Annotated in this window: 21 protein-coding genes; 5 read left to right on the top strand and 16 right to left on the bottom strand. The window is 59.4% G+C overall.

The features are described 5' to 3' along the window. Positions 1-41 precede the first annotated feature (41 nt). Entirely contained in the window at positions 42-1358 is a 1317-nt protein-coding gene (gene potE, locus AC4PR2_RS13000; RefSeq protein WP_028127578.1) for a putrescine-ornithine antiporter, read from the top strand. An 86-nt stretch (positions 1359-1444) separates the two neighbouring features. Continuing rightward, positions 1445-1750, top strand: coding sequence for a GIY-YIG nuclease family protein (locus AC4PR2_RS12995; RefSeq protein WP_145958049.1), 306 nt, complete (start codon positions 1445-1447; stop codon positions 1748-1750). On the opposite strand, the gene AC4PR2_RS12990 is transcribed toward AC4PR2_RS12995, so the two are convergent. Both AC4PR2_RS12990 and ubiT read right to left on the bottom strand, forming a co-directional pair. Further along, positions 1737-2240 (bottom strand): GNAT family N-acetyltransferase, encoded by a 504-nt coding sequence (locus AC4PR2_RS12990; RefSeq protein ID WP_048321240.1) that lies wholly within the window; start codon positions 2238-2240, stop codon positions 1737-1739. The two genes, AC4PR2_RS12995 and AC4PR2_RS12990, sit on opposite strands and share 14 nt — an antisense overlap. Continuing rightward, on the bottom strand, positions 2234-2755 hold the full coding sequence (ubiT, locus tag AC4PR2_RS12985) for a ubiquinone anaerobic biosynthesis accessory factor UbiT (protein WP_039567957.1): 522 nt from the start codon (positions 2753-2755) through the stop codon (positions 2234-2236). The genes AC4PR2_RS12990 and ubiT overlap by 7 nt, the downstream gene beginning before the upstream one ends. Positions 2756-3013: 258 nt before the next feature. Here ubiT and ubiU point away from each other — a divergent pair, with 258 nt between their 5' ends. Then, the gene (ubiU, locus tag AC4PR2_RS12980; protein ID WP_048321239.1) at positions 3014-4009 is read left to right on the top strand and encodes a ubiquinone anaerobic biosynthesis protein UbiU; all 996 of its coding nucleotides are present in this window, start codon (positions 3014-3016) and stop codon (positions 4007-4009) included. A gap of 11 nt (positions 4010-4020) precedes the next feature. Continuing rightward, a complete protein-coding gene (locus tag AC4PR2_RS12975; RefSeq protein ID WP_492175189.1) occupies positions 4021-4899 on the top strand; it encodes a U32 family peptidase in 879 nt (292 codons plus the stop codon). A 127-nt stretch (positions 4900-5026) separates the two neighbouring features. Here AC4PR2_RS12975 and AC4PR2_RS12970 read toward each other — a convergent pair whose 3' ends face one another. The 5 genes from AC4PR2_RS12970 to AC4PR2_RS12950 form a co-directional block, all read right to left on the bottom strand. Further along, positions 5027-5569: a chorismate mutase gene (locus AC4PR2_RS12970; RefSeq protein WP_060440878.1), complete on the bottom strand. Its 543-nt coding sequence runs from the start codon at positions 5567-5569 to the stop codon at positions 5027-5029. Between the two features lie 13 nt (positions 5570-5582). Next, a complete protein-coding gene (locus AC4PR2_RS12965) occupies positions 5583-6371 on the bottom strand; it encodes an alpha/beta hydrolase (RefSeq protein WP_060440879.1) in 789 nt (262 codons plus the stop codon). 554 nt (positions 6372-6925) lie between these two features. After that, entirely contained in the window at positions 6926-8065 is a 1140-nt protein-coding gene (locus AC4PR2_RS12960) for an ABC transporter permease (protein ID WP_060440880.1), read from the bottom strand. After that, positions 8062-9216, bottom strand: coding sequence for an ABC transporter permease (locus tag AC4PR2_RS12955; protein ID WP_049201576.1), 1155 nt, complete (start codon positions 9214-9216; stop codon positions 8062-8064). The genes AC4PR2_RS12960 and AC4PR2_RS12955 overlap by 4 nt, the downstream gene beginning before the upstream one ends. Further along, complete coding sequence (locus AC4PR2_RS12950; protein WP_060440881.1) at positions 9198-10169, bottom strand: HlyD family secretion protein; 972 nt, start codon at positions 10167-10169, stop codon at positions 9198-9200. Before AC4PR2_RS12950 ends, AC4PR2_RS12955 begins: the two co-directional genes overlap by 19 nt. 230 nt (positions 10170-10399) lie before the next feature. On the opposite strand from AC4PR2_RS12950, the gene AC4PR2_RS12945 reads away from it, so the two are divergent. Further along, on the top strand, positions 10400-11413 hold the full coding sequence (locus AC4PR2_RS12945) for a luciferase-like monooxygenase (RefSeq protein ID WP_197786182.1): 1014 nt from the start codon (positions 10400-10402) through the stop codon (positions 11411-11413). Positions 11414-11451: 38 nt separating this feature from the next. Here AC4PR2_RS12945 and yedF read toward each other — a convergent pair whose 3' ends face one another. The 9 genes from yedF to rbfA all read right to left on the bottom strand — a co-directional run bounded on the left by yedF (position 11452) and on the right by rbfA (position 20293). Continuing rightward, a complete protein-coding gene (gene yedF / locus AC4PR2_RS12940) occupies positions 11452-11691 on the bottom strand; it encodes a sulfurtransferase-like selenium metabolism protein YedF (RefSeq protein WP_004933486.1) in 240 nt (79 codons plus the stop codon). Next, positions 11688-12902 (bottom strand): selenium metabolism membrane protein YedE/FdhT, encoded by a 1215-nt coding sequence (gene yedE / locus AC4PR2_RS12935; protein ID WP_126179787.1) that lies wholly within the window; start codon positions 12900-12902, stop codon positions 11688-11690. The genes yedF and yedE overlap by 4 nt, the downstream gene beginning before the upstream one ends. Positions 12903-13048: 146 nt before the next feature. Next, complete coding sequence (locus tag AC4PR2_RS12930; RefSeq protein ID WP_033641661.1) at positions 13049-14971, bottom strand: DEAD/DEAH family ATP-dependent RNA helicase; 1923 nt, start codon at positions 14969-14971, stop codon at positions 13049-13051. After that, positions 14961-15035 carry a protein YrbN gene (gene yrbN, locus AC4PR2_RS12925; RefSeq protein WP_223182019.1) on the bottom strand — a complete coding sequence of 25 codons (75 nt, stop codon included), beginning with the start codon at positions 15033-15035 and terminating at the stop codon, positions 14961-14963. The genes AC4PR2_RS12930 and yrbN overlap by 11 nt, the downstream gene beginning before the upstream one ends. 122 nt (positions 15036-15157) lie before the next feature. After that, positions 15158-16042 carry a lipoprotein NlpI gene (gene nlpI, locus AC4PR2_RS12920; protein WP_492175187.1) on the bottom strand — a complete coding sequence of 295 codons (885 nt, stop codon included), beginning with the start codon at positions 16040-16042 and terminating at the stop codon, positions 15158-15160. Positions 16043-16170: 128 nt separating this feature from the next. Beyond that, positions 16171-18288 (bottom strand): polyribonucleotide nucleotidyltransferase, encoded by a 2118-nt coding sequence (gene pnp, locus AC4PR2_RS12915; RefSeq protein WP_047729246.1) that lies wholly within the window; start codon positions 18286-18288, stop codon positions 16171-16173. Between the two features lie 256 nt (positions 18289-18544). Continuing rightward, on the bottom strand, positions 18545-18814 hold the full coding sequence (rpsO, locus tag AC4PR2_RS12910; RefSeq protein ID WP_004933502.1) for a 30S ribosomal protein S15: 270 nt from the start codon (positions 18812-18814) through the stop codon (positions 18545-18547). Positions 18815-18938: 124 nt separating this feature from the next. Then, positions 18939-19883: a tRNA pseudouridine(55) synthase TruB gene (gene truB / locus AC4PR2_RS12905; protein ID WP_039567792.1), complete on the bottom strand. Its 945-nt coding sequence runs from the start codon at positions 19881-19883 to the stop codon at positions 18939-18941. Further along, on the bottom strand, positions 19883-20293 hold the full coding sequence (gene rbfA / locus AC4PR2_RS12900) for a 30S ribosome-binding factor RbfA (protein WP_004933508.1): 411 nt from the start codon (positions 20291-20293) through the stop codon (positions 19883-19885). Before rbfA ends, truB begins: the two co-directional genes overlap by 1 nt. Between the last annotated feature and the right edge of the window lie 63 nt (positions 20294-20356).

The raw sequence follows: 20356 nt of genomic DNA, 5'->3' as shown, positions 1-20356 counted from the left end.
ATTCTCGCCGCCCGGATCGCATCCTAAAAGAGAAAATGATCATGAGTAAGTCCAATAATAAAATGGGGGTCGTGCAATTAACGATCCTGACCGCCGTGAATATGATGGGTTCCGGCATAATTATGCTGCCAACCAAGCTGGCCGAAGTGGGCACGATTTCGATCGTTTCCTGGCTGGTGACCGCCGTCGGCTCGATGGCGCTAGCCTACGCGTTCGCCAAATGCGGCATGTTCAGCCGTAAATCCGGCGGCATGGGCGGCTACGCCGAATACGCCTTCGGCAAATCGGGCAACTTTATGGCGAACTACACCTACGGCGTTTCGCTGCTGATCGCCAACATCGCCATCGCCATTTCCGCCGTCGGCTACGGCACCGAGCTATTTGGCGCTACGCTCAGCCCGCTCGGGATCTGTATCGCCACCATCGGCGTGCTGTGGCTTGCGACCGTCGCCAACTTCGGCGGTGCGCGCATCACCGGTAAAATCAGCGGCATCACCGTCTGGGGCGTGATCATTCCGGTGGTGGGCATCTCGGTCATCGGCTGGTACTGGTTCAGCGGCAGCGCCTACGTCGCCGCCTGGAACCCGCATCAGGTGCCGACCTTCGAAGCCATCGGCGCCTCCATCTCAATGACCCTGTGGGCGTTCCTGGGGCTGGAATCCGCCTGCGCCAACACCGACGTGGTGGAAAACCCGGAGCGCAACGTGCCGATCGCCGTACTGGGCGGCACCCTCAGCGCGGCGGTGATCTATATCGTTTCGACCAACGTGATCGCCGGCATCGTGCCGAACATGGATCTGGCCAACTCCACCGCCCCGTTCGGGCTGGCGTTCTCCCACATGTTCAACCCGACGGTCGGCAAGATCATCATGGCGTTGATGGTGATGTCCTGCGTCGGCTCGCTGCTCGGCTGGCAGTTCACCATCGCTCAGGTGTTCAAATCCTCCGCCGACAGCGGCTTCTTCCCGAAAATCTTCTCCAAGCTGAGCAAGGCCGACGCGCCGGTTAAAGGCATGCTGACCATCGTCGTCATCCAGAGCGGCCTGTCGCTGATGACCATCAGCCCGTCGCTGAACAAGCAGTTCAACGTGCTGGTGAACCTGGCGGTGGTGACCAACATCATCCCTTACATCCTGTCGATGGCGGCGCTGGTCATTATTCAGAAAGTGGCGAAGGTGCCGGACAACAAGGCGCGCATCGCCAATATCATCGCCGGCATCGGTGCGCTGTACAGCTTCTACGCGCTCTACAGCTCCGGTGAAGAAGCGATGATGTGGGGCGCCATCGCCACCTTCCTCGGCTGGACGCTGTACGGCATCGTCTCGCCGCGCTTCGAGCTGGCGGGAAAAAAGGGGTAAAGCGGTAGGGCACCGGCGGCCGGGGATGGGATTGTGATGGCGAACATGCCATCATACGCCGACCCTGGCCACCGAAACGGCGTACGATGACCGACACTTCCCCCACTCTCTGGCACCTCTACATGCTGCGTCTACCGAGCGGCATGCTGTATACCGGCATCACCACCGACGTGGCGCGCCGCATGGCGCAGCATCAGGCCGGCAAAGGCGCCAAGGCGCTGCGCGGCAAAGGGGAATTGACACTGGCGTTTCACTGCCAGGTGGGGGATCGCTCAACGGCGCTGAAGCTGGAATACCGCGTCAAACAGCTGAGCAAAATACAAAAAGAGCGGCTGGTGAATCACCCGCCGCTGTCGTTGGAGTATCTATTGCCGGTCGTTAAAAGCGATTAAACGGCGCCGAAAAAGCCACTTCGCCGCTGACGCCATTCAGGGCGTCTTCCGCCAGCGGGTAGACCTGGAACGCGCTTTCCGTATCCGGCCAGCGGCAGTGCAGGCCATAGGCGGCGGCCGGTTTAAAACCGAAGCGGCCGTAGTAAGCAGGATCGCCCAGCACCACCACCGCGGCGTAGCTGAATTCGTTCAGCGAATCCAAACCTTCGTACACCAGCTTTTCAGCCAGCCCCTGGCGGCGCAGGCTTTCGTCTACCGCCAGCGGCGCCAGCGCCACCCATTGGCGGTCTTCGCCGGCCACGTCTACCGGGCTGAACGCGGCGTAACCCACTACCCCGCCTTCGTCGTCAGTGGCGACCACGCCCAGCGTCAGCAGGCCGTCTTCGCGCAGCTGCTGCACCAGATCGGCTTCGTCGTCGCGGCCAAAGGCGCGGCGCAGCAAGGCATCGATGCCCGCCGCGTCTACCGGGATCTCTACGCGGATCAGCATGATACCGCCACACGGGAAGCCGACGCCGTGCCCTCCTGCAACCCTGCTTCGACAAAATCCGCCAACTGCAACAGCCCCATGCGCAGCGGCGCAGGCATGCTTTCCAGCTCGATGGCGTCCATCAAATTTTTCACATACAGGCCCAATTCGGTATCCCCTTCAATCTGCAGCCGACGCTGAAAGAACAGCGTATCCGGATCTTGCTTGCGCGCCGCGATCAGGATCAGATCGTTGGCGTCGCCGCTGAAGCTGACGTCCGCTTCGGCGTGCTGGCTGACCACCAGTTTGTCGTTTTCTACCGTCATAAACCATTGTAGCGCCAGATCGCGAACTTCGATCTTCAACCAGCGCGATTCGAGAAATTCCAGATCGCCATCCGCCAACGCCTGGCGGAACTGCCAGCTCAGCACCTGTTGCAGCAGCTGACGCTGCAGGGCGAACGGCGTGAATTTCAGCGGGATGCGCAGCAGCGACGGCCCCTGGCGCACAAGGCGTGCTCGTAGTTGTTCCAACACGGTCATCCACTCCTTTCAATACGGACTATCGCTATTTTGCCACACTGGCGCGCGGCTTCAGCGGTCTATATCAACAAATAGTGCATTTCACCGCCATGTTTATCAATACGCCATAAGCTGCCCCAAATCAAAACCTGTGTGCGCCCCTTTGCCTAAAATGGCCTCCCCGATTCGCGTTTGCCGGCGGAACACCGCCGCCGGCAACCTTTAAAGACAGCGTGCGCCCGGCCGGGCGCACGGCTAAGCCAGGATAAATCTATGGAGCTGCTTTGTCCCGCCGGCAACCTGCCGGCCCTGAAGGCCGCGGTGGATAACGGTGCCGACGCCGTTTACATCGGTCTGAAAGACGATACCAACGCGCGCCACTTCGCCGGCCTCAACTTCACCGAGAAAAAGCTGCAGGAAGCGGTCGATTACGTGCATCGCCACGGCCGCAAACTGCATATCGCCATCAACACCTTCGCCCATCCCGACGGTTACGCCCGCTGGCAGCGCGCGGTGGATATGGCGGCCCAATTGGGCGCCGACGCGCTGATACTGGCGGATCTGGCGATGCTGGAATACGCCGCCCAACGCTACCCGCAGTTGGAACGCCACGTTTCGGTGCAGGCTTCCGCCACCAACGAAGAGGCGATCCGTTTCTACCAGCGCAACTTCGACGTGGGCCGAGTGGTGCTGCCGCGCGTGCTGTCGATGCACCAGGTGAAACAGCTGGCGCGCACCAGCCCGGTGCCGCTGGAAGTGTTCGCCTTCGGCAGCCTGTGCATCATGGCCGAGGGGCGCTGCTATCTCTCTTCCTACCTGACCGGCGAGTCGCCGAACACCGTCGGTGCCTGTTCGCCGGCGCGTTTCGTGCGCTGGCAGCAAACCCCGCAGGGCATGGAGTCGCGCCTGAACGACGTGCTGATCGACCGCTATCAGGATCATGAAAACGCCGGTTACCCGACGCTGTGCAAGGGCCGCTATCTGGTGGACGACGTGCGCTACCACGCGCTGGAAGAGCCCACCAGCCTCAATACGCTGGAGCTGCTGCCGGAGCTGCTGGCCGCCAACATCGCCTCGGTGAAGATCGAAGGCCGCCAGCGCAGCCCGGCTTACGTCAGCCAGGTGGCGCGCGTCTGGCGCCAGGCGATCGACCGCTGCCAGGCCGATCCGGCCGCCTACCGCGCCGACGCCGCCTGGATGGAGACGCTGGGCGCGATGTCCGAGGGCACTCAGACCACGCTGGGCGCCTATCACCGCAAATGGCAGTAGCCGGAGGAAACATGAAATACGCACTGGGGCCGGTACTCTACTACTGGCCGAAAAACGACATCGCGGCGTTCTATCAGCAGGCGGCGGAGAGCAGCGCCGACATCATTTATCTCGGCGAGAGCGTCTGCACCAAGCGGCGCGAGATGAAGGTCGGCGATTGGCTGGCGCTGGCGCGCGAAATCGCCCGCAGCGGCAAGCAGGTGGTGATCTCCACGCTGGCGCTGTTGCAGGCGCCATCCGAGCTGAATGAGCTGAAACGCTATGTGGAGAACGGCGAGTTCCTGTTTGAAGCCAACGATCTGGGCACGGTGAACATGGCGGCGGAGCGCGGTCTGCCGTTCGTCGCCGGCCATGCGCTGAACTGCTACAACGCCTATACCCTGCGCCTGCTGCGCCGCCAGGGCATGATGCGCTGGTGCATGCCGGTCGAGCTGTCGCGCGACTGGCTGGCCAACCTGCTGACGCAGTGCGACGAGCTGGGGTTCCGCCACGACTTCGAGGTGGAGGTGCTGAGCTACGGCCACCTGCCGCTAGCCTACTCGGCGCGCTGCTTCACCGCCCGCTCGGAGAACCGCGGCAAGGACGAGTGCGAAACCTGCTGCATCAAGTATCCGCAGGGCCGCATGATGCGTTCGCAGGAGCAACAGCAGGTGTTCGTGCTCAACGGCATCCAGACCATGAGCGGCTACTGCTACAACCTCGGCAACGAGCTGCCGAGCATGCAGGGGCTGGTGGACATCGTGCGGCTATCGCCGCAGGGCGCCGAGACGCTGGCGCAAATCGATGCCTTCCGCGCCAACGAACGCGGCGAGCAGCCGCTGACCTTGACCGACCACGCCGACTGCAACGGCTACTGGCGCCGCGTGGCGGGGTTGGAGTTGGTGGGGTGATGGAGGCCACCGCTATTCTTTTCCTCGCCTGAGCGGCCCTTCGACACGATCATCCGGCTGGCCGCCAGCGAGGAAAATACGCCCGAGATCACTCATCAGGCGTATTCAGTGCCTGCGCCGGCGGCGATTACCTTTTCAACGCAATTTGTTTTAAGGACTGCCACAGGCGCTCTTTATCGCCGACTTCCAGGTGGGTTTGCTCAAGGGACTTCATAAAGGCAAACCTGTCGTTAAAACGCTCGCCTTTCTTTAATTTATTGCTGACGCTGGTCAAAATTTGGGTATTCAAACGGCTGATTTTCGCTCTTACGCTATCCAGCGGTTCCGGCTGCCAGCCGTTTTCCGGTGCCGACAACCAGTCTGCCCGGTAACGATATTGAATCGCCTTGGCGGCATCCATTTGCGCCTGTATAAAGGGAGCCACCGTCTTGCCATCCAATCCCAATGTTTCTGCCTCGCGGACTGAATTGGCCAACACGTTGGCCTCCTGAGGCAAATCCTCAATGGCCAGATGGTTGTTTGCCTTATACCCGGCAACGTCTTTCATGTAAGACAACCGCTGGTTAATCAATGATGTGGTCTCGTCGGTTTGAATAGGCTTTGCTACCACCGTGATAGAGAAAAATAATCCAGCCAAAAGCAGCAACCCTCTCGTCACTTTAAAATCCATTTAACCTCTCCTGTCACAGCCCGGTTGGCAGTGGTTTTTGGCTCGCAACGAAATTCGCTAAGCGTGCATAATCTTTTACGACCGCCGGGTGTTTTCGCCCGGGAAGAAACTCGAAGCTGCAGCGCCCGCCTTCTTTCACTAACTGAGACGCCAGATTCCTGATATTCAACCTTGGGTTATCCTCAATACGCTGGAAGATTTCCCTCTCAAGATCGGTACTGTCTGGCTCCGCCCGCTCTTCGCGGCTGCCTAGTAACAGCGATAACCAATCAATGCTTGCGGCAAGCTTAACGTCGCCTTCGGGCAGCACCGCGCCATTCGCCCACCAGAGGGAAGGGCTGGCGGCAACATAGCGCTGAAAAGCCGTATTATGATTAAACGCCACATATAAAGTGAAATGCCCGCCGAACGAATGCCCCGCCAGCGTTTGCATTTGCTTATTGATCTTAAAACGACATTCGACCCAGGGTTTGACGACATCCTGAATAAACCGATAGAACTGCTCCGCCCCGCCCCCGTCTTTGAAGCGCTCGCTGCCATCGCTTACCGTATAGTCAAATGTGCGAGCCGCCTTAATATCTACCCCTTCCTGATAGCCTATTCCTATATAAAGTACGGGGGAAATATCATCACCGTGATAATCCTCCTTAATCATGGTATCAAACTGTCGGTTGGCATCTAAAAAATACAACGGATTTAGTTCGTTACACCCAACGTGTTTTTTATTCCATGCCAGGAAAAGCTTATATTTTTGCCCATGATATTCAAACAACACCGTTTGAACGCTTACTTTACTCGTCATAAGTCATGCTCCTTCATATTTATTACATAACGGCACCTATCTGAAACATCCCGTTTACAGACCAATCTCATGGCTATGAGCGAGTAATCATTTGAATTACGCGATGCTTAATGATTTCCGCATGCTCATATCGTAAATACCGAGGAGTTCATCACACGCATCAATAATTAAGAGAATCTAATCATTCTGCGCGAGATAGAAATATAACAATTAAAGTTGGATACGCAATGTTCTATTCCGGCAAATATCACTTTTGGCTAAATAGTCGAATGCTTATTTTTTAGGGATGATAAGTTTGAAAGAATTAGGAATGTCCTTATCAAAAAGAGAACATAACACTACCTTACAAACAGGCTTGATTGAGGGGGCGCTATTTTCGGCGAGCCAGATCGAATATCAAGGTGATGTTGCTGAGTGCCGTTAGCGGATGAGGTTTATGCAGGGCCGAAAGGAGAGTGCCAGGTTGCGTTATCCCCGCCAACGGCGGGGATAACGCAACAAACCATGGGATTAATTAACTCTTGTGGTCACCGGGAAATGAATCTATACATCCCCTACGCCCGCCGCCTCCTGAACATCCCGCGCAGCGCCACGCTGTTGCGCAAGAAGCCGACGCCAAAGCCCAGCAGGGTGTAGACCACGCCGAGCACCAGCATCATCATCACGTCGCCCCACACTTCGTTCAGCGACAGCCCCATCTGGTTGACGCCGGCGATCGCCTTGGTGCCCCAGGTGGAGGGAATGCTGTACGAGATGGCGCGCACCCAGGCCGGCATCGACTGCAGCGGCCAGATGGTGCCGGACAGGTAGAAGATCGGCGTGGTGATGAACGCCAGCGTCAGGTAGATCATTTCGACGCTGCGCAGGCACTCGGTCACCAGCTTGCCCAGCCCCAGTACCGCCAGCAGGAACGGGAAGGTCAGCAGCAGCAGTTCGGCGATGTTCGCCGTCTGCCTGTAGCCCAATACCCACGGCCACAGCACGAACAGCACGATAGACAGGAACAGCCAGATCGGCAGCAGCGCCGTCAGCCCGCCGAGGTGCGCCGCCAGCGGCGCCTTGCCGCCGGGCATGCTCTTCATGGCGATGTTGACGCGGATACAGGCGATCAATAGCGAGTGCTGCAGCAGCATCACCAGCAGGCCCGGGAAGATGATCGCCGCGAAGCTGATGCCGGGGTTAAACACGTCCAGCGTTTGCCCCAGTATCGGCGTCAGCAGTATCTGCGCCTGCCGTTCGCTGAAGCCGCTGCGCAGCAGCAGCCCGTTGTTGTACTCCGTCAGCAGCTGCTGGTAGGCCGCCACCACGTCCTGTTGGATCTGGCCGTTGGCCAGGCGATTGGTGGCGTCGCCGTACACCGGCACCACGATGTTCTGCCCGCTGAGGATCTTCTTCTCCAGATCCACCGGCATGATGATCACCGCAAACAGCTTGCGCCAGCCGAGATCGCGCTGCGCCTGTTCCAGGCTGTCGTAGGTTTCAATCGCTATCTTGGAGGTGGCGTCCAGCTGACGGATCAGCTTCCGGCTGGCGGTGCTGTGGTCCTGATCGACCACCCCCACCGGCAGATCCCACACCGTGCGGTTGGCGTACACCATGCTCATGATGCACAGCGACAGGATCAGCATCAGCCACACCGGCCGCTCGAGCATGCCGAGCAGCACCTTAACGAAGGTTTGCCAATAGAGCTTCATCCGGCGTTCCCCTCTTTTTCCAGCCGCGCCGGCAGGCGATTACGCACCAGCAGCGCGGCCACCAGCGGGTAGACCGCCAGCAGCGCACACACGCTGAAGATGGCGCTGGCGTGCACCTGCCGCAGGAACACGTCGAACATCGCGTACAGCGCGTGGGTCAGCGGTTCGATGTTGGAAATGATGCGCGCCGGCAGCGGCATCGACAGCTCAGGCACCGCCATGCCGGAGAAGGTCATCGCGATACTGACCAAAATACCGATCAGGCTGTACGCGGTGATGGTGCTGCCGGTAAAGGTGTACAGCAACAGGCCGATGCTCTGCGCCGCCATCACGTAAAACAGGCCGATCATCAACATAAACAGCGGGTTGCCGCTGACGCGGGCGTCAAAGATGCCCACCAGCGCCGCGATCTCCACCATCAGCAGGGTGGTGAAACACAGCGTGTAAGGCGCCAGCTTGCCGAGCAGCGCCAGGCTGAACGGCTTGGCCTGCAGCAGCGATTTGCTGCGCGCCAGCACGTAGATCATGCAGGTCACCACGAACAGCTGCAGCAGGTGAATGGTGGCGGCAAACTGCTGATAATAGATATAGCTGCCGCTGGCGTTGAACAGGCTGCCGTAAGAGAGCGTTACGTCCGCCAGCGGCGGCAGCGATTTGCCCATCTCGGTGGCGATGATGCTGCGGGTGCTGGCGTTGATTTCGTTCATCAGGCCGCCGAAGTCCTGGGTGGAGTACAGCCCGGCGCCGTAGAACAGCGCGTTGTAATACATCACCACGCTCGGCTGCTTGCCCGACAGCGCGTTAGCCTCAAAGTCCGGCGGGATGTACAGCAACGCGTAATCTTGCGCGCTGCGCAGGCGGTTCAGCGACTCCGGCAGCCCGCCGCCGTAGGCCTCGACGTGGGCGTGCGACCCGGCGTCCAACCGCCGCGTCAGCGACTTGGACAGCGGGCTGTGATCGCTGTCCACCACCGAGACCGGCAGATCGAGCAGCGTGCCTTCGGAGAAGTTGCTGCTGATCAGCCCAAACAGGATCAGCGGAAAGATCCAGCTCAGCCAGTGCACCACCGGGCTGCGAAAGGCGACGCGACACTCTTTGTCGAACGCGTGACTGAAGCAGCGCCAGCCGGCCCTTACTCTTTCCATTGCCATAAGGTGCTCATCCCCGGACGCAGGCCGTCCACCGGCTGTGACGGATACAGGCGCACTTCGAAGGTTTTCAGGTCGAAGTCGCCGGTGGCGCGGGTGGCGCGTTTGGTGGCGTAATCCCCCAGCGGCGCGATGTAGCGTACCTCGGTGTCGATCATTTTGTCCTTCAGCGCCGGCACCCGCAGCTTGACCTTGTCGCCTTTGCGCACGTGGGCCAGGATGTCTTCGCGCAGGTTAAACACGAAGTAGGCGTCCGGTACCCGGATCAGCGTCACCAGCGGGCTGCCGGCGTTCAGCAATTCGCCCACTTCGGCCGGGATCGGCCCCACTTCGCCGTCTACCGGCGCTTTCACCTGCAGATCGTCGCTCTGCGCCTGGATCTGCAGCAGGTTCTCTTCCGCCGCCCGCAGCGCCGCCGCGTATTGTTGCCGCAGCTCGACGCGGTCGCCGTTGATACCTTCGTCCAGGTTGGCCTTGGCCGCCTGCACCTGCTGGAAGGCGGTATCGCGCGACCGGCGCGAAGCGTCCAGCTCGGACTTCGAGATATAACCCTTGCCGGACACGCTCAGGTTGCGGTTGTAGTCGTTTTGCGCGTTGCGGTACTGCGCCTCGGCCTGCGCCAGGTTGGCTCGCAGGTTGCGGATGCTCTCTTCACGGGTGCCGTGCAGCGACTGATCGAGCTGCGCCTTGGCTTCGTCGCGCGTCGCCTGCGCGGAACGCAGCTGCGCCATCAGTTCGGGGCTGTCGAGCTGAATAATCAGCTGGCCGCTTTTCACGTCGTCGCCGCGTTCGATCAGGCGTTCAACCACCCGGCCTTTCGCTTTGGAAGCGACGATCACTTCGGGGGCGTCCACTTCACCCTGCAGTAACAGATCCTGATTATGCGCGCGGAACAGGATCGCCAATGCGATCGCCACCATCATCAGCAACAGGGTAAACAGCGTCTTTTTTTTCATTATATCGGCTCCCGGAACGGTAAGCGGCGGGCGGGGATCATCATTTCCATATCTCAAATTGCTCCAAAAAACACCATTGCTCTCATGAGGATATCACAAGCACATATCTCCTCTTTTATAACTATAAATTGGATTATGCTTTTAACACTAAAAAGCATCATTTTCGGCTTTTTGGTATGCAGACTCCTGCAATCGCCCTTTAAGCGATCCACTCTCTGATGGACGATGTCATGACTGAAAACACTGCCGTACCGCTGTCGGTACTGGATTTATCGCCAATCCCGCAAGGGGCCAAAGCGCGCGACGCTTTCCACTGTTCGCTGGATCTGGCACAGCACGCCGAACGCTGGGGTTACCGGCGCTACTGGCTGGCCGAGCACCACAACATGACCGGCATCGGCAGCGCCGCCACCTCGGTGCTGCTGGGCTATCTGGCCGCCGGCACCCAGAGCATTCGCCTCGGCTCCGGAGGCGTGATGCTGCCGAACCATGCGCCGCTGGTGATCGCCGAGCAGTTCGGCACGCTGGAGTCGCTCTACCCCGGCCGCATCGATCTGGGGCTGGGCCGCGCGCCCGGCACCGATCAGCGCACCATGATGGCGCTGCGCCGCCACCTGTCCGGCGATGTGGATACCTTCCCGCGCGACGTGCAGGAGCTGCAAAACTATTTCTGCGATGCGCAGCCCGGCCAGCCGGTGCAGGCGGTGCCGGGCCAGGGGCTGCACGTGCCGCTCTGGCTGCTCGGCTCCAGCCTCTATAGCGCGCAGCTGGCGGCGCAGCTCGGCCTGCCGTTCGCCTTCGCCTCGCACTTCGCCCCGGATATGCTGTTCCAGGCGCTGCAGCTGTACCGCGAGAACTTCAAACCGTCCAAACAGCTGGCGCAGCCGCACGCCATGGTGTGCGTCAACGTGATCGCCGCTGAGAGCGATAGCGATGCGCGCTTCCTGTTCAGCTCGATGCAGCAGCAGTTCATCAATCTGCGCCGCGGTTCGCCCGGCCCGCTGCCACCGCCGGTGGATAACATCCACGCGCTGTGGACCGCCGGTGAGCAATACGGCGTCGAGCAGGCGCTGCGGATGTCGATCGTCGGCGATGAAAAAACCGTGCGCCACGGGCTGCAAACGCTGCTGCGTGAAACCGATGCCGACGAGATCATGGTCAACGGCCAGATCTTCGATCATCAGGCGCGGCTGCGTTCGTTCGAGATTGTTGCCGGAGTGAAAGGCGACGTCGTGAAGGGATAAAACGCGAAAAGGCGGTGGGGAACCCCACCGCCTCGGCGTTAACGCTGGATCAGATAGCGGATGGTCGGCCCGTCCTGCTGGATATCCAGCACCTTGTAGCCGTGGTTGCGCGCATCGAGCGGGATGTTGTTGATCGACTGCGGGCAATCGCTGATCACCTCCAGAATTTCCCCCGGCTTCAGCTGCGGCATCGCCTCCAGCGTCGCCACTGCCGGGTACGGGCAAGGCTCGCCCAGCATGTCCAGCCGGTAGTCCGGCACTATCGTCGTCTCTTTCATGGCATGCTCCTCAAATTCACCACCTGCGCCTCAGGCCGGGCGCGGAAAAAGCGTTTCTCCCACCACAGCATGGCAGCGAAGGCCAGCGCCAGCAGCAGATAGGTCACCAGCAGGCCGCCGATCGGGCCGAAGGTATCGAGCAGGTTGATCTTGTCGTAGTCGGTCGCCAGCGCCGGCGCCAGATCGTCCCAGTAATAGGCCAGCAGCGTGGCGCCGATGATGTTGCCCAGCCCCACCCACCAGTAGTGCACCTGCCCTTCCACCGCGCGGTACATCCAGCCGGTCTCGCAACCGCCGGCCAGCACGATGCCGAAGCCGAACAGCAAGCCGCCCAGCACCGCATTCGGGCCGGCCCACATGATTTTCGGCGCCACGCCGAGCTGCACATAGCTGAAGATGCCGATGGCGCTCACCGCCATGCCGATGATGATGGCTTTCGCCATGTGGGTGCGGCCGGTGATCCACAGATCGCGGAACGCCGAGGTGAAGCAGATCTGCGCGCGTTCGATCAGCAGACCGAAGCCGATGCCGAACAGCATGGCGATACCGAGCTTCGGCGCATCGAACAGCGTCCACAGCGACCAGGCCACCGCCAGGCCGAAGACCGCCATGCCCAACCGGAAGCGGCGGCGCGCCTGCTCAGGTTTCTGCGTCAGCGGCGCGGCGGCCTTCACCTTTTGCAATTTGACCGGGATGCGGAACATCGGCAGCAGCGTGAATTTGGCACCGAAGTACGAACCCGCGGCGGTCGCCAGCGCGAAGAACCAGGCGTGCAGCGAGAACTGCGGAATGCCGGTGAAGAACGCCGCCAGGTTGCAACCCATCGCCAGGCGCGCGCCGAAGCCGGCGATAATGCCGCCCAGCAGCGCCTGCACGATGCGAATGCGGTGCTGCGGCTGGCGCAGCTTGATGTTGTTGGCCCACAGCGCGGCGGCGATGCAGCCGGCGAACATGCCGATGATCATGCGCCCGTCGATGCGCTCCAGCGGCGTGCCCTGCAGGCCGATAACCTTGAAATAGCCCCACTGCTCGGGGTGCAGGCCGAACCACTGCAGCACATGGCCGCCCCAGCGGGTGAACTCGCCGGTCACCGCCCAGAAGGTGCCGGTCATGCCGAAGTAGTAGGTAGAAAGGATCCCGGCGGCGACCACCGCCGGCAGCGGCGCCCAAAAGCGCACCAGGTATTGAGATTTGAACTGCTGCCAACTCATGGCATCTCCCGTGCATATCATCCGTAAGAAAAAACCTTATGAATGATACGCCATTCGGGGACGTTTGACGGCAACTTTCAGGCATAAAAAAACCAGCCCGCAGGCTGGTTTTTCAGAGCGCTTCACCGCGAACGGTGAATCAGCGATTACGCGTCGCCGAAACGACGACGTGGTGCTGCCGGTGCGCCGTCATCACGGCGTGGCGCCGGTTTGCCGTCACGGTTGTAGTTACCGCCACGACGCTCGCCGCCGTTGCCGCCTTCACGACGTTCGCCGAAGGAACGACGTGGGCCGCCTTCGCGACGTTCGCCGTTGAACGGACGACCGTTACCACGACGCTCGCCACCGTTGCCACCGTCACGACGCTCGCGACGTTCGAACGGCTGTGCATCGCCCAGCAGCTGCATGTTCATCGGCTTGTTCAGAATGCGGGTGCGAGTGAAGTGATTCAGGATCTCGCCCGGCATGCCTTTTGGCAGCTCGATGGTGGAGTGGGAAGCAAACAGCTTGATGTTACCGATGTAACGGCTGCTGATGTCGCCTTCGTTAGCGATAGCGCCAACGATGTGACGGACTTCTACGCCATCGTCACGGCCCACTTCGATGCGGTACAGCTGCATTTCGCCAACGTCACGACGTTCGCGACGCGGACGGTCGCCGTCACGGCTATCGCGGCTGTCGCGACGGTCACCGCGACGATCGTCACGGTCGTTGAACTCGCGGCGCTGACGCGGCTTGAAGACCGGATCCGGTGGCAGGATCAGCGGACGTTCGCCCTGTGCCATTTTCAGCAGCGCTGCGGCCAGGGTTTCCATATCCAGCTCTTCTTCCGGCTGCAGTTTGGTCAGCAGTGCGCGGTACAGATCCAGATCGCTGCTTTCCAGCTGCTGCTGAACTTTTGCGGCGAACTTGGCCAGACGACGCTCACCCAGCAGTTCTGCGTTCGGCAGTTCCACTTCCGGGATGGTCAGCTTCATGGTGCGTTCAATGTTGCGCAGCAGGCGGCGTTCGCGGTTTTCCACGAACAGCAGCGCGCGGCCGGCGCGGCCCGCACGACCGGTACGGCCGATACGGTGAACGTAAGACTCGGAGTCCATCGGGATGTCATAGTTGACAACCAGGCTGATGCGCTCAACGTCCAGGCCACGGGCCGCAACGTCGGTCGCGATCAGGATATCCAGACGACCGTCTTTCAGACGCTCCAGGGTCTGCTCACGCAGCGCCTGGTTCATGTCGCCGTTCAGCGCGGCGCTGCTGTAACCGCTGCGCTCCAGCGCTTCGGCCACTTCCAGGGTCGCGTTCTTGGTGCGCACGAAGATGATCGCCGCATCAAAGTCTTCAGCTTCCAGGAAACGCACCAGCGCTTCGTTTTTACGCATGCCGTAGACCGACCAGTAGCTCTGGCTGATGTCCGGACGGGTGGTCACGCTGGACTGGATGCGCACTTCCTGCGGCTCTTTCATGAAGCGGCGGGTGATGCGACGGATCGCTTCCGGCATGGTGGCGGAGAACAGCGCGGTCTGATGTTCAGCCGGGATCTCAGCCATGATGGTTTCTACGTCTTCGATAAAGCCCATGCGCAGCATTTCGTCGGCTTCATCCAGCACCAGACCGCTCAGGTTAGAGAGGTTCAGGGTGCCGCGCTTCAGGTGGTCCAACAGGCGGCCTGGGGTACCCACAACGATTTGCGGGCCCTGGCGCAGAGCGCGCAGCTGCACGTCGTAACGCTGGCCGCCGTACAGGGCTACCACGTTGACGCCGTTCATGTGTTTGGAGAAATCGGTCATCGCTTCAGCAACCTGAACCGCCAGTTCGCGGGTCGGTGCCAGCACCAGGATCTGAGGTGCTTTCAGGTCTGCCTGCAGGTTGTGCAGCAGCGGCAGCGAGAACGCTGCAGTTTTACCACTACCGGTCTGTGCCATGCCCAGCACGTCGCGGCCGTTCAACAGGTGAGGAATACACTCAGCCTGGATCGGAGATGGTTTTTCATAGCCCAGATCGTTCAGGGCGGAAATGATTGGAGCAGACAGCCCCAGATCAGCAAAAGAGGTTTCAAACTCAGTCGTCATGTACACGTGCCTCATTAATAATGGCAGCCAGTCTACATAACTCGTCGAGAAAATTTTCAGTCATTTTCATTGAAAAGTGTGAACCGGCTCAAATTAGATTATAAAACGAACAAAAAAGCCCTCGCCCGTGAAGGCGATAACTTTGGTTAAAAACCAATGTCCATCAGGCTGATAGGTGTTCGTCAGCTATTGCTGGTCCGATTCCGATAGGTCGTCTTGCTCTTGGCCCAAAAGCGCCAATTCCAACAATGCATAGCGGTGCTCAACGAAGTTGTGAACGTTGTTAGACACCGTCAGTTTGAACAGCGCCGAAGCGGTGTCCTTGTCCCCCAGACTCAGGTAGTGTTTACCCAAATAGAAGTCAGTTTCACTGAGATGCTCAGCGAGCGAAGTGTTATCCGTTGCATCTGCCTTGAGGCGTTCCATCAGCGTTTTTTCGCTGATCTTGCCCAGGTAGAATTCGACAATATTCCATCCCCATTGCCCTCTGTCCGCTTTGTCATAGCGCTGCTGAAGCGCTACCTCGGCCTTCTTGGGATCGATTTCTCGCTCCACCAGATACAGCCATAACGAACGGAAGGGATCGTTTGGGTCGTCTTGATAAAACGCCTGCAGATCATCCTGCGCCAACGGGAAGCGGCCGCCATAATACAGTGCGATGCCCCGGTATAAACGCGCGTAATTGTAAGTTGGATCAAGCTCTAGTACAGAATCAAACGCTTCATAGGCAGCATCAAAATTGCCTGCCTGCGTTAAGTAAATGCCCAGGTAGTTGAAAACTTCCGGCATGTCGGGACGTATCGCCAGCGCCTGCGAGAAATCATTGCGCGCTAATGCACGTAACCCGAGGCTATCATACAGCACACCGCGCTCATATAAAAGCTGTGCGCGTTCGTCGTCCGTCAGTGCCCGGCTGGCAAGAATTTGTTCCATGCGCGCCAGGATCACTTCCTGCTGCAACGTTGGCTGCAACGGGATTGCCAAAACTTCGTCTTTACGCCAATCATGGTTGCTGCATCCTGCCAGCATGAGTGCTGTCGCAACGTAACACCAGCGCAAGAAAGGCTTCATTTCCCACTCCCGAAGACAAACATTGGATGAACGTCCTGTCCTCCGTTTGCTAATACGCGGGCATCCTACCCGCGCGATACGAACAGCTCCCAACCCCATGGCGGGGAGCTGTAAAACTATCTATACAGTTATTCTGCTTCAGGCGCAGGTGAACCCGCTTCCGGCGCCATCGCTTCTTTGATGCTCAGACGCACGCGGCCCTGACGGTCAACTTCCAGTACCTTAACCGGCACTTCCTGACCCATCTGCAGATAGTCGGTCACTTTCTCGACGCGCTTGTCGGCGATCTGAGAAATGTGTACCAGACCTTCTTTACCACCGCCAATGGCGACGAACGCGCCGAAATCAACGATACGGGTCACTTTACCCTGATAGATACGGCCCACTTCGATCTCTGCCGTGATCTCTTCGATACGACGGATAGCGAATTTCGCTTTCTCACCGTCGGTCGCAGCGATTTTAACTGTACCATCATCTTCGATTTCGATGGTAGTGCCAGTCTCTTCGGTCAGTGCGCGGATAACGGAACCGCCCTTACCGATCACGTCTTTGATTTTATCCGGGTTGATGCGGATAGTATGAATACGCGGTGCGAATTCGGAGATATCGCCGCGCGGGGTGCTGATAGCCTGTTCCATCACGCCCAGGATGTGCAGACGCGCGCCCTTGGCCTGGTTCAGAGCCACCTGCATGATTTCGCGGGTGATGCCTTCGATTTTGATATCCATCTGCAGCGCGGTGATACCGTCGCGGCTACCGGCCACTTTGAAGTCCATGTCGCCCAGGTGATCTTCGTCACCCAGAATGTCGGACAGAACCACAAAGTTATCGGCTTCTTTCACCAGGCCCATCGCGATACCCGCAACGGCAGCCTTGATTGGCACACCGGCGTCCATCAGCGCCAGAGACGCGCCGCACACGGAAGCCATGGAAGAAGAACCGTTGGATTCGGTGATTTCAGACACCACGCGAACGGTGTACGGGAAATCTTCCGGTTTAGGCATCATAGCCAATACGCCGCGTTTCGCCAGGCGACCGTGACCGATTTCACGACGCTTAGGTGAACCGACCATGCCGGTTTCGCCCACGGAGTACGGAGGGAAGTTGTAGTGGAACAGGAAGCTGTCGGTCTTTTCGCCCATCAGCTCGTCCAGGTTCTGTGCGTCGCGCGCGGTGCCCAGGGTCGCGGTAACCAGCGCCTGAGTTTCGCCACGGGTGAACAGCGCGGAACCGTGGGTGCGCGGCAGTACGCCGGTGCGCACGTCCAGGCCACGGATCATGTCTTTTTCACGGCCGTCGATACGCGGCTCGCCACGCAGTACGCGGCTGCGCACCACGTTTTTCTCGACGTTGCCCAGGATGTCTTGAATTTCAGAGGCATCCAGAGTCTCGTCCTGCGCCAGCAGGGTTTCAACGACGCTGTCTTTGATCGCGTCAACCTGAGCGTAGCGCTCTTGTTTTTCGGTGATGTGGTAAGCGTCGCCCAGGCGAGCTTCGGCCAGTTCAGCCACGCGCGCGTGCAGCGCTTCGTTGACCGCAGGCGCCTGCCAATCCCACTTCGGCTTGCCGGCTTCGGCAACCAACGCGTTGATGTTTTCGATAACCACTTGCTGCTGGTCGTGGCCGAACACCACGGCGCCCAGCATCTGGTCTTCGCTCAGCACGTCCGCTTCGGATTCAACCATCAGCACCGCACCCGCAGTACCGGCAACCACCAGATCCAGACGGCTTTCTTTCAGTTCGTCAGTCGTTGGGTTCAGTACGTACTGGTCGTTGATGTAACCCACGCGCGCTGCGCCGATTGGGCCGTTGAACGGAATACCGGACAGGCTCAGGGCCGCGGAAGCACCGATCATCGCAACGATGTCCGGGTTCACCTGCGGGTTAACGGAAACCACGGTCGCGATCACCTGAACTTCGTTCAGGAAGCTGTCCGGGAACAGTGGGCGGATCGGACGGTCAATCAGACGGGAAGTCAGCGTCTCGCCTTCGCTCGGACGGCCTTCGCGACGGAAGAAGCTGCCCGGGATACGGCCGGCGGCGTAAGTACGCTCTTGGTAGTTAACGGTCAGCGGGAAGAAGCTCTGGCCCGGCTTGGCTTTTTTCTGGCCAACGACGGTAACGAAGACGGCGGTGTCATCCATGCTCACCATAACGGCGGCGGTGGCCTGACGAGCCATCATACCGGTTTCGATGGTGACGGTATGCTGGCCATACTGGAATTTGCGAATGATCGGTGTCAGCAAAATTATATCCTTGATTAGCGGCGCGCAATCGCATTGACGACTCGACACGCCTGTGACTCGATTTGCCTTCTCACTACATCCTCGCGACTAATGACAATCCTTATCTCAGACGGGAGATAAAGCCTCTCATTAGCCGCGCGAACCTCTGTAACGGAAGAACCTGTTTGGAAACATCAGTAATACATTAACCTGATTTGCTTATGCTTCCTAGAAGAAAGGGGCCAAAATAGGCCCCTTTCCACTGAAACTTGCTAGATTAGCGACGCAGACCCAGACGCTCGATCAGGCTGGTGTAACGTGCTACATCTTTACGCTTCAGGTAGTCCAGCAGCTTACGACGCTGAGAAACCATACGCAGCAGACCACGACGGCTGTGGTGATCTTTTTTGTGCTCGGAGAAGTGGCCTTGCAGATGGTTGATCTGCGCAGTCAGCAGGGCAACCTGAACTTCGGTAGAACCGCTGTCGTTAGTACCACGACCGAAATCAGCTACGATTTGAGCTTTAGCTTCAACACTTAGAGACATTGTAATACTCCAGATTATAGATAATAAAAACAGGCGCCGATCTCTAATTCAGCAACCCAATGCATAAGCTGCGCCATTCTACTCTTAGCGCAGTGCGATCGCAAGGCGACGCAGTGCCCCGCCGTCAGTCGAAATGCTCGACCACCAAGCGGCGCGGCGCCACGCGACCGTCCTCGGCGATGTCACCAACGCCGATGAATTTTCGCTCTTCACCCTCGGTGATCCGCACCAGGCCGGAAGCCGGCGCGCCGGCCACTTGCACCGGTTGCCCCTGCTTGACGTAGCCCGCCACCACCGGCAGCAAATTCACTTCCGGATAGTTCTCAACCGGGCTGTCCATCGGCATCAGCAACGGATCGAGCAGCTCGCCGGGCGCGATCGCCTGTTCCTGCGCCTGAGCCAGCAAAGCGTTCAGCTGTTCCAGCGTCACCATGCGCGCGATCGGATAAGTCGCCACCTGCAGGCGGCGCAGATAGATCACGTGCGCGCCGCAGCCCAGCAGCTCGCCGAGATCGTCGGTGATGGTGCGGATGTAGGTGCCTTTCGAGCAGTGGATCTCCAGCTCCAGTTCATCCCCTTCCCAGCGGATAAACTGCAGCTCGTACACCGTGATGCTGCGCGCTTCGCGCGGCACTTCAATCCCCTGGCGCGCATACTCGTAGAGTTTCTTGCCCTGGTATTTCAGCGCCGAATACATCGACGGCACCTGCTGGATGTCGCCGCGGAAGGTGTCCAGCGCCGCGTCGAGCTGCGCCTGGGTGAAGTTCACCGGACGCTCCTGCACGATCTGGCCGTCGGCGTCGGAGGTATCGGTACGCTGCCCCAGCTTGGCGATCACCCGATAACGCTTGTCGGAGTCGAGCAGGTATTGCGAAAACTTGGTCGCTTCGCCCAGGCAGATAGGCAGCATGCCGGTCGCCAACGGATCGAGCGCGCCGGTATGGCCCGCCCGGTTGGCGTTGTACAGGCGTTTTACTTTTTGCAGCGCATCGTTGGATGACAAGCCTTGCGGCTTGTCCAGCAACAGCACGCCGTGGATATCACGGCCGCGGCGACGAGGGCGACTCATTAATCCTCCTTGTCATCGCCTGAGGCGGAACGGCGCTCGGCGTCGTTCTTCACCACGTTGGTCACCAGGTTGGACATGCGCATGCCTTCCACCAGGGAGTTGTCGTAGGCGAAGGTCAACTCCGGCACCACGCGCAGGCGCATCGCTTTGCCCAGCAGGGTGCGGATGTAGCCGGAAGCGTCCTGCAACGCTTTAATGCCGTTGGTGACCAGATCCGGATCGTGGTTCTCGGTCAGCACGTTCAGGAAGGTGACGTAAACCTTGGCATACGCCAGGTCTCGGGACACTTCCACGCCGGAAACGGTCGCCATGCCGACGCGCGGATCTTTCACTTCACGCTGCAGAATGATCGCAATCTCTTTCTGCATCTCTTGCGCCACGCGTTGACCGCGGCTGAATTCTTTTGCCATTTTGGATTCTCCAGACAAATCGGGGGGCACAAAGGCCCCCCGTAAACAGATATAAGCAGATGT

It is taken from the genome of Serratia sp. A07 (assembly GCF_058725505.1).
The sequence above is the reverse complement of the archived record's forward strand: the minus strand, read 5'-3'. Positions and strand labels throughout refer to the sequence as shown.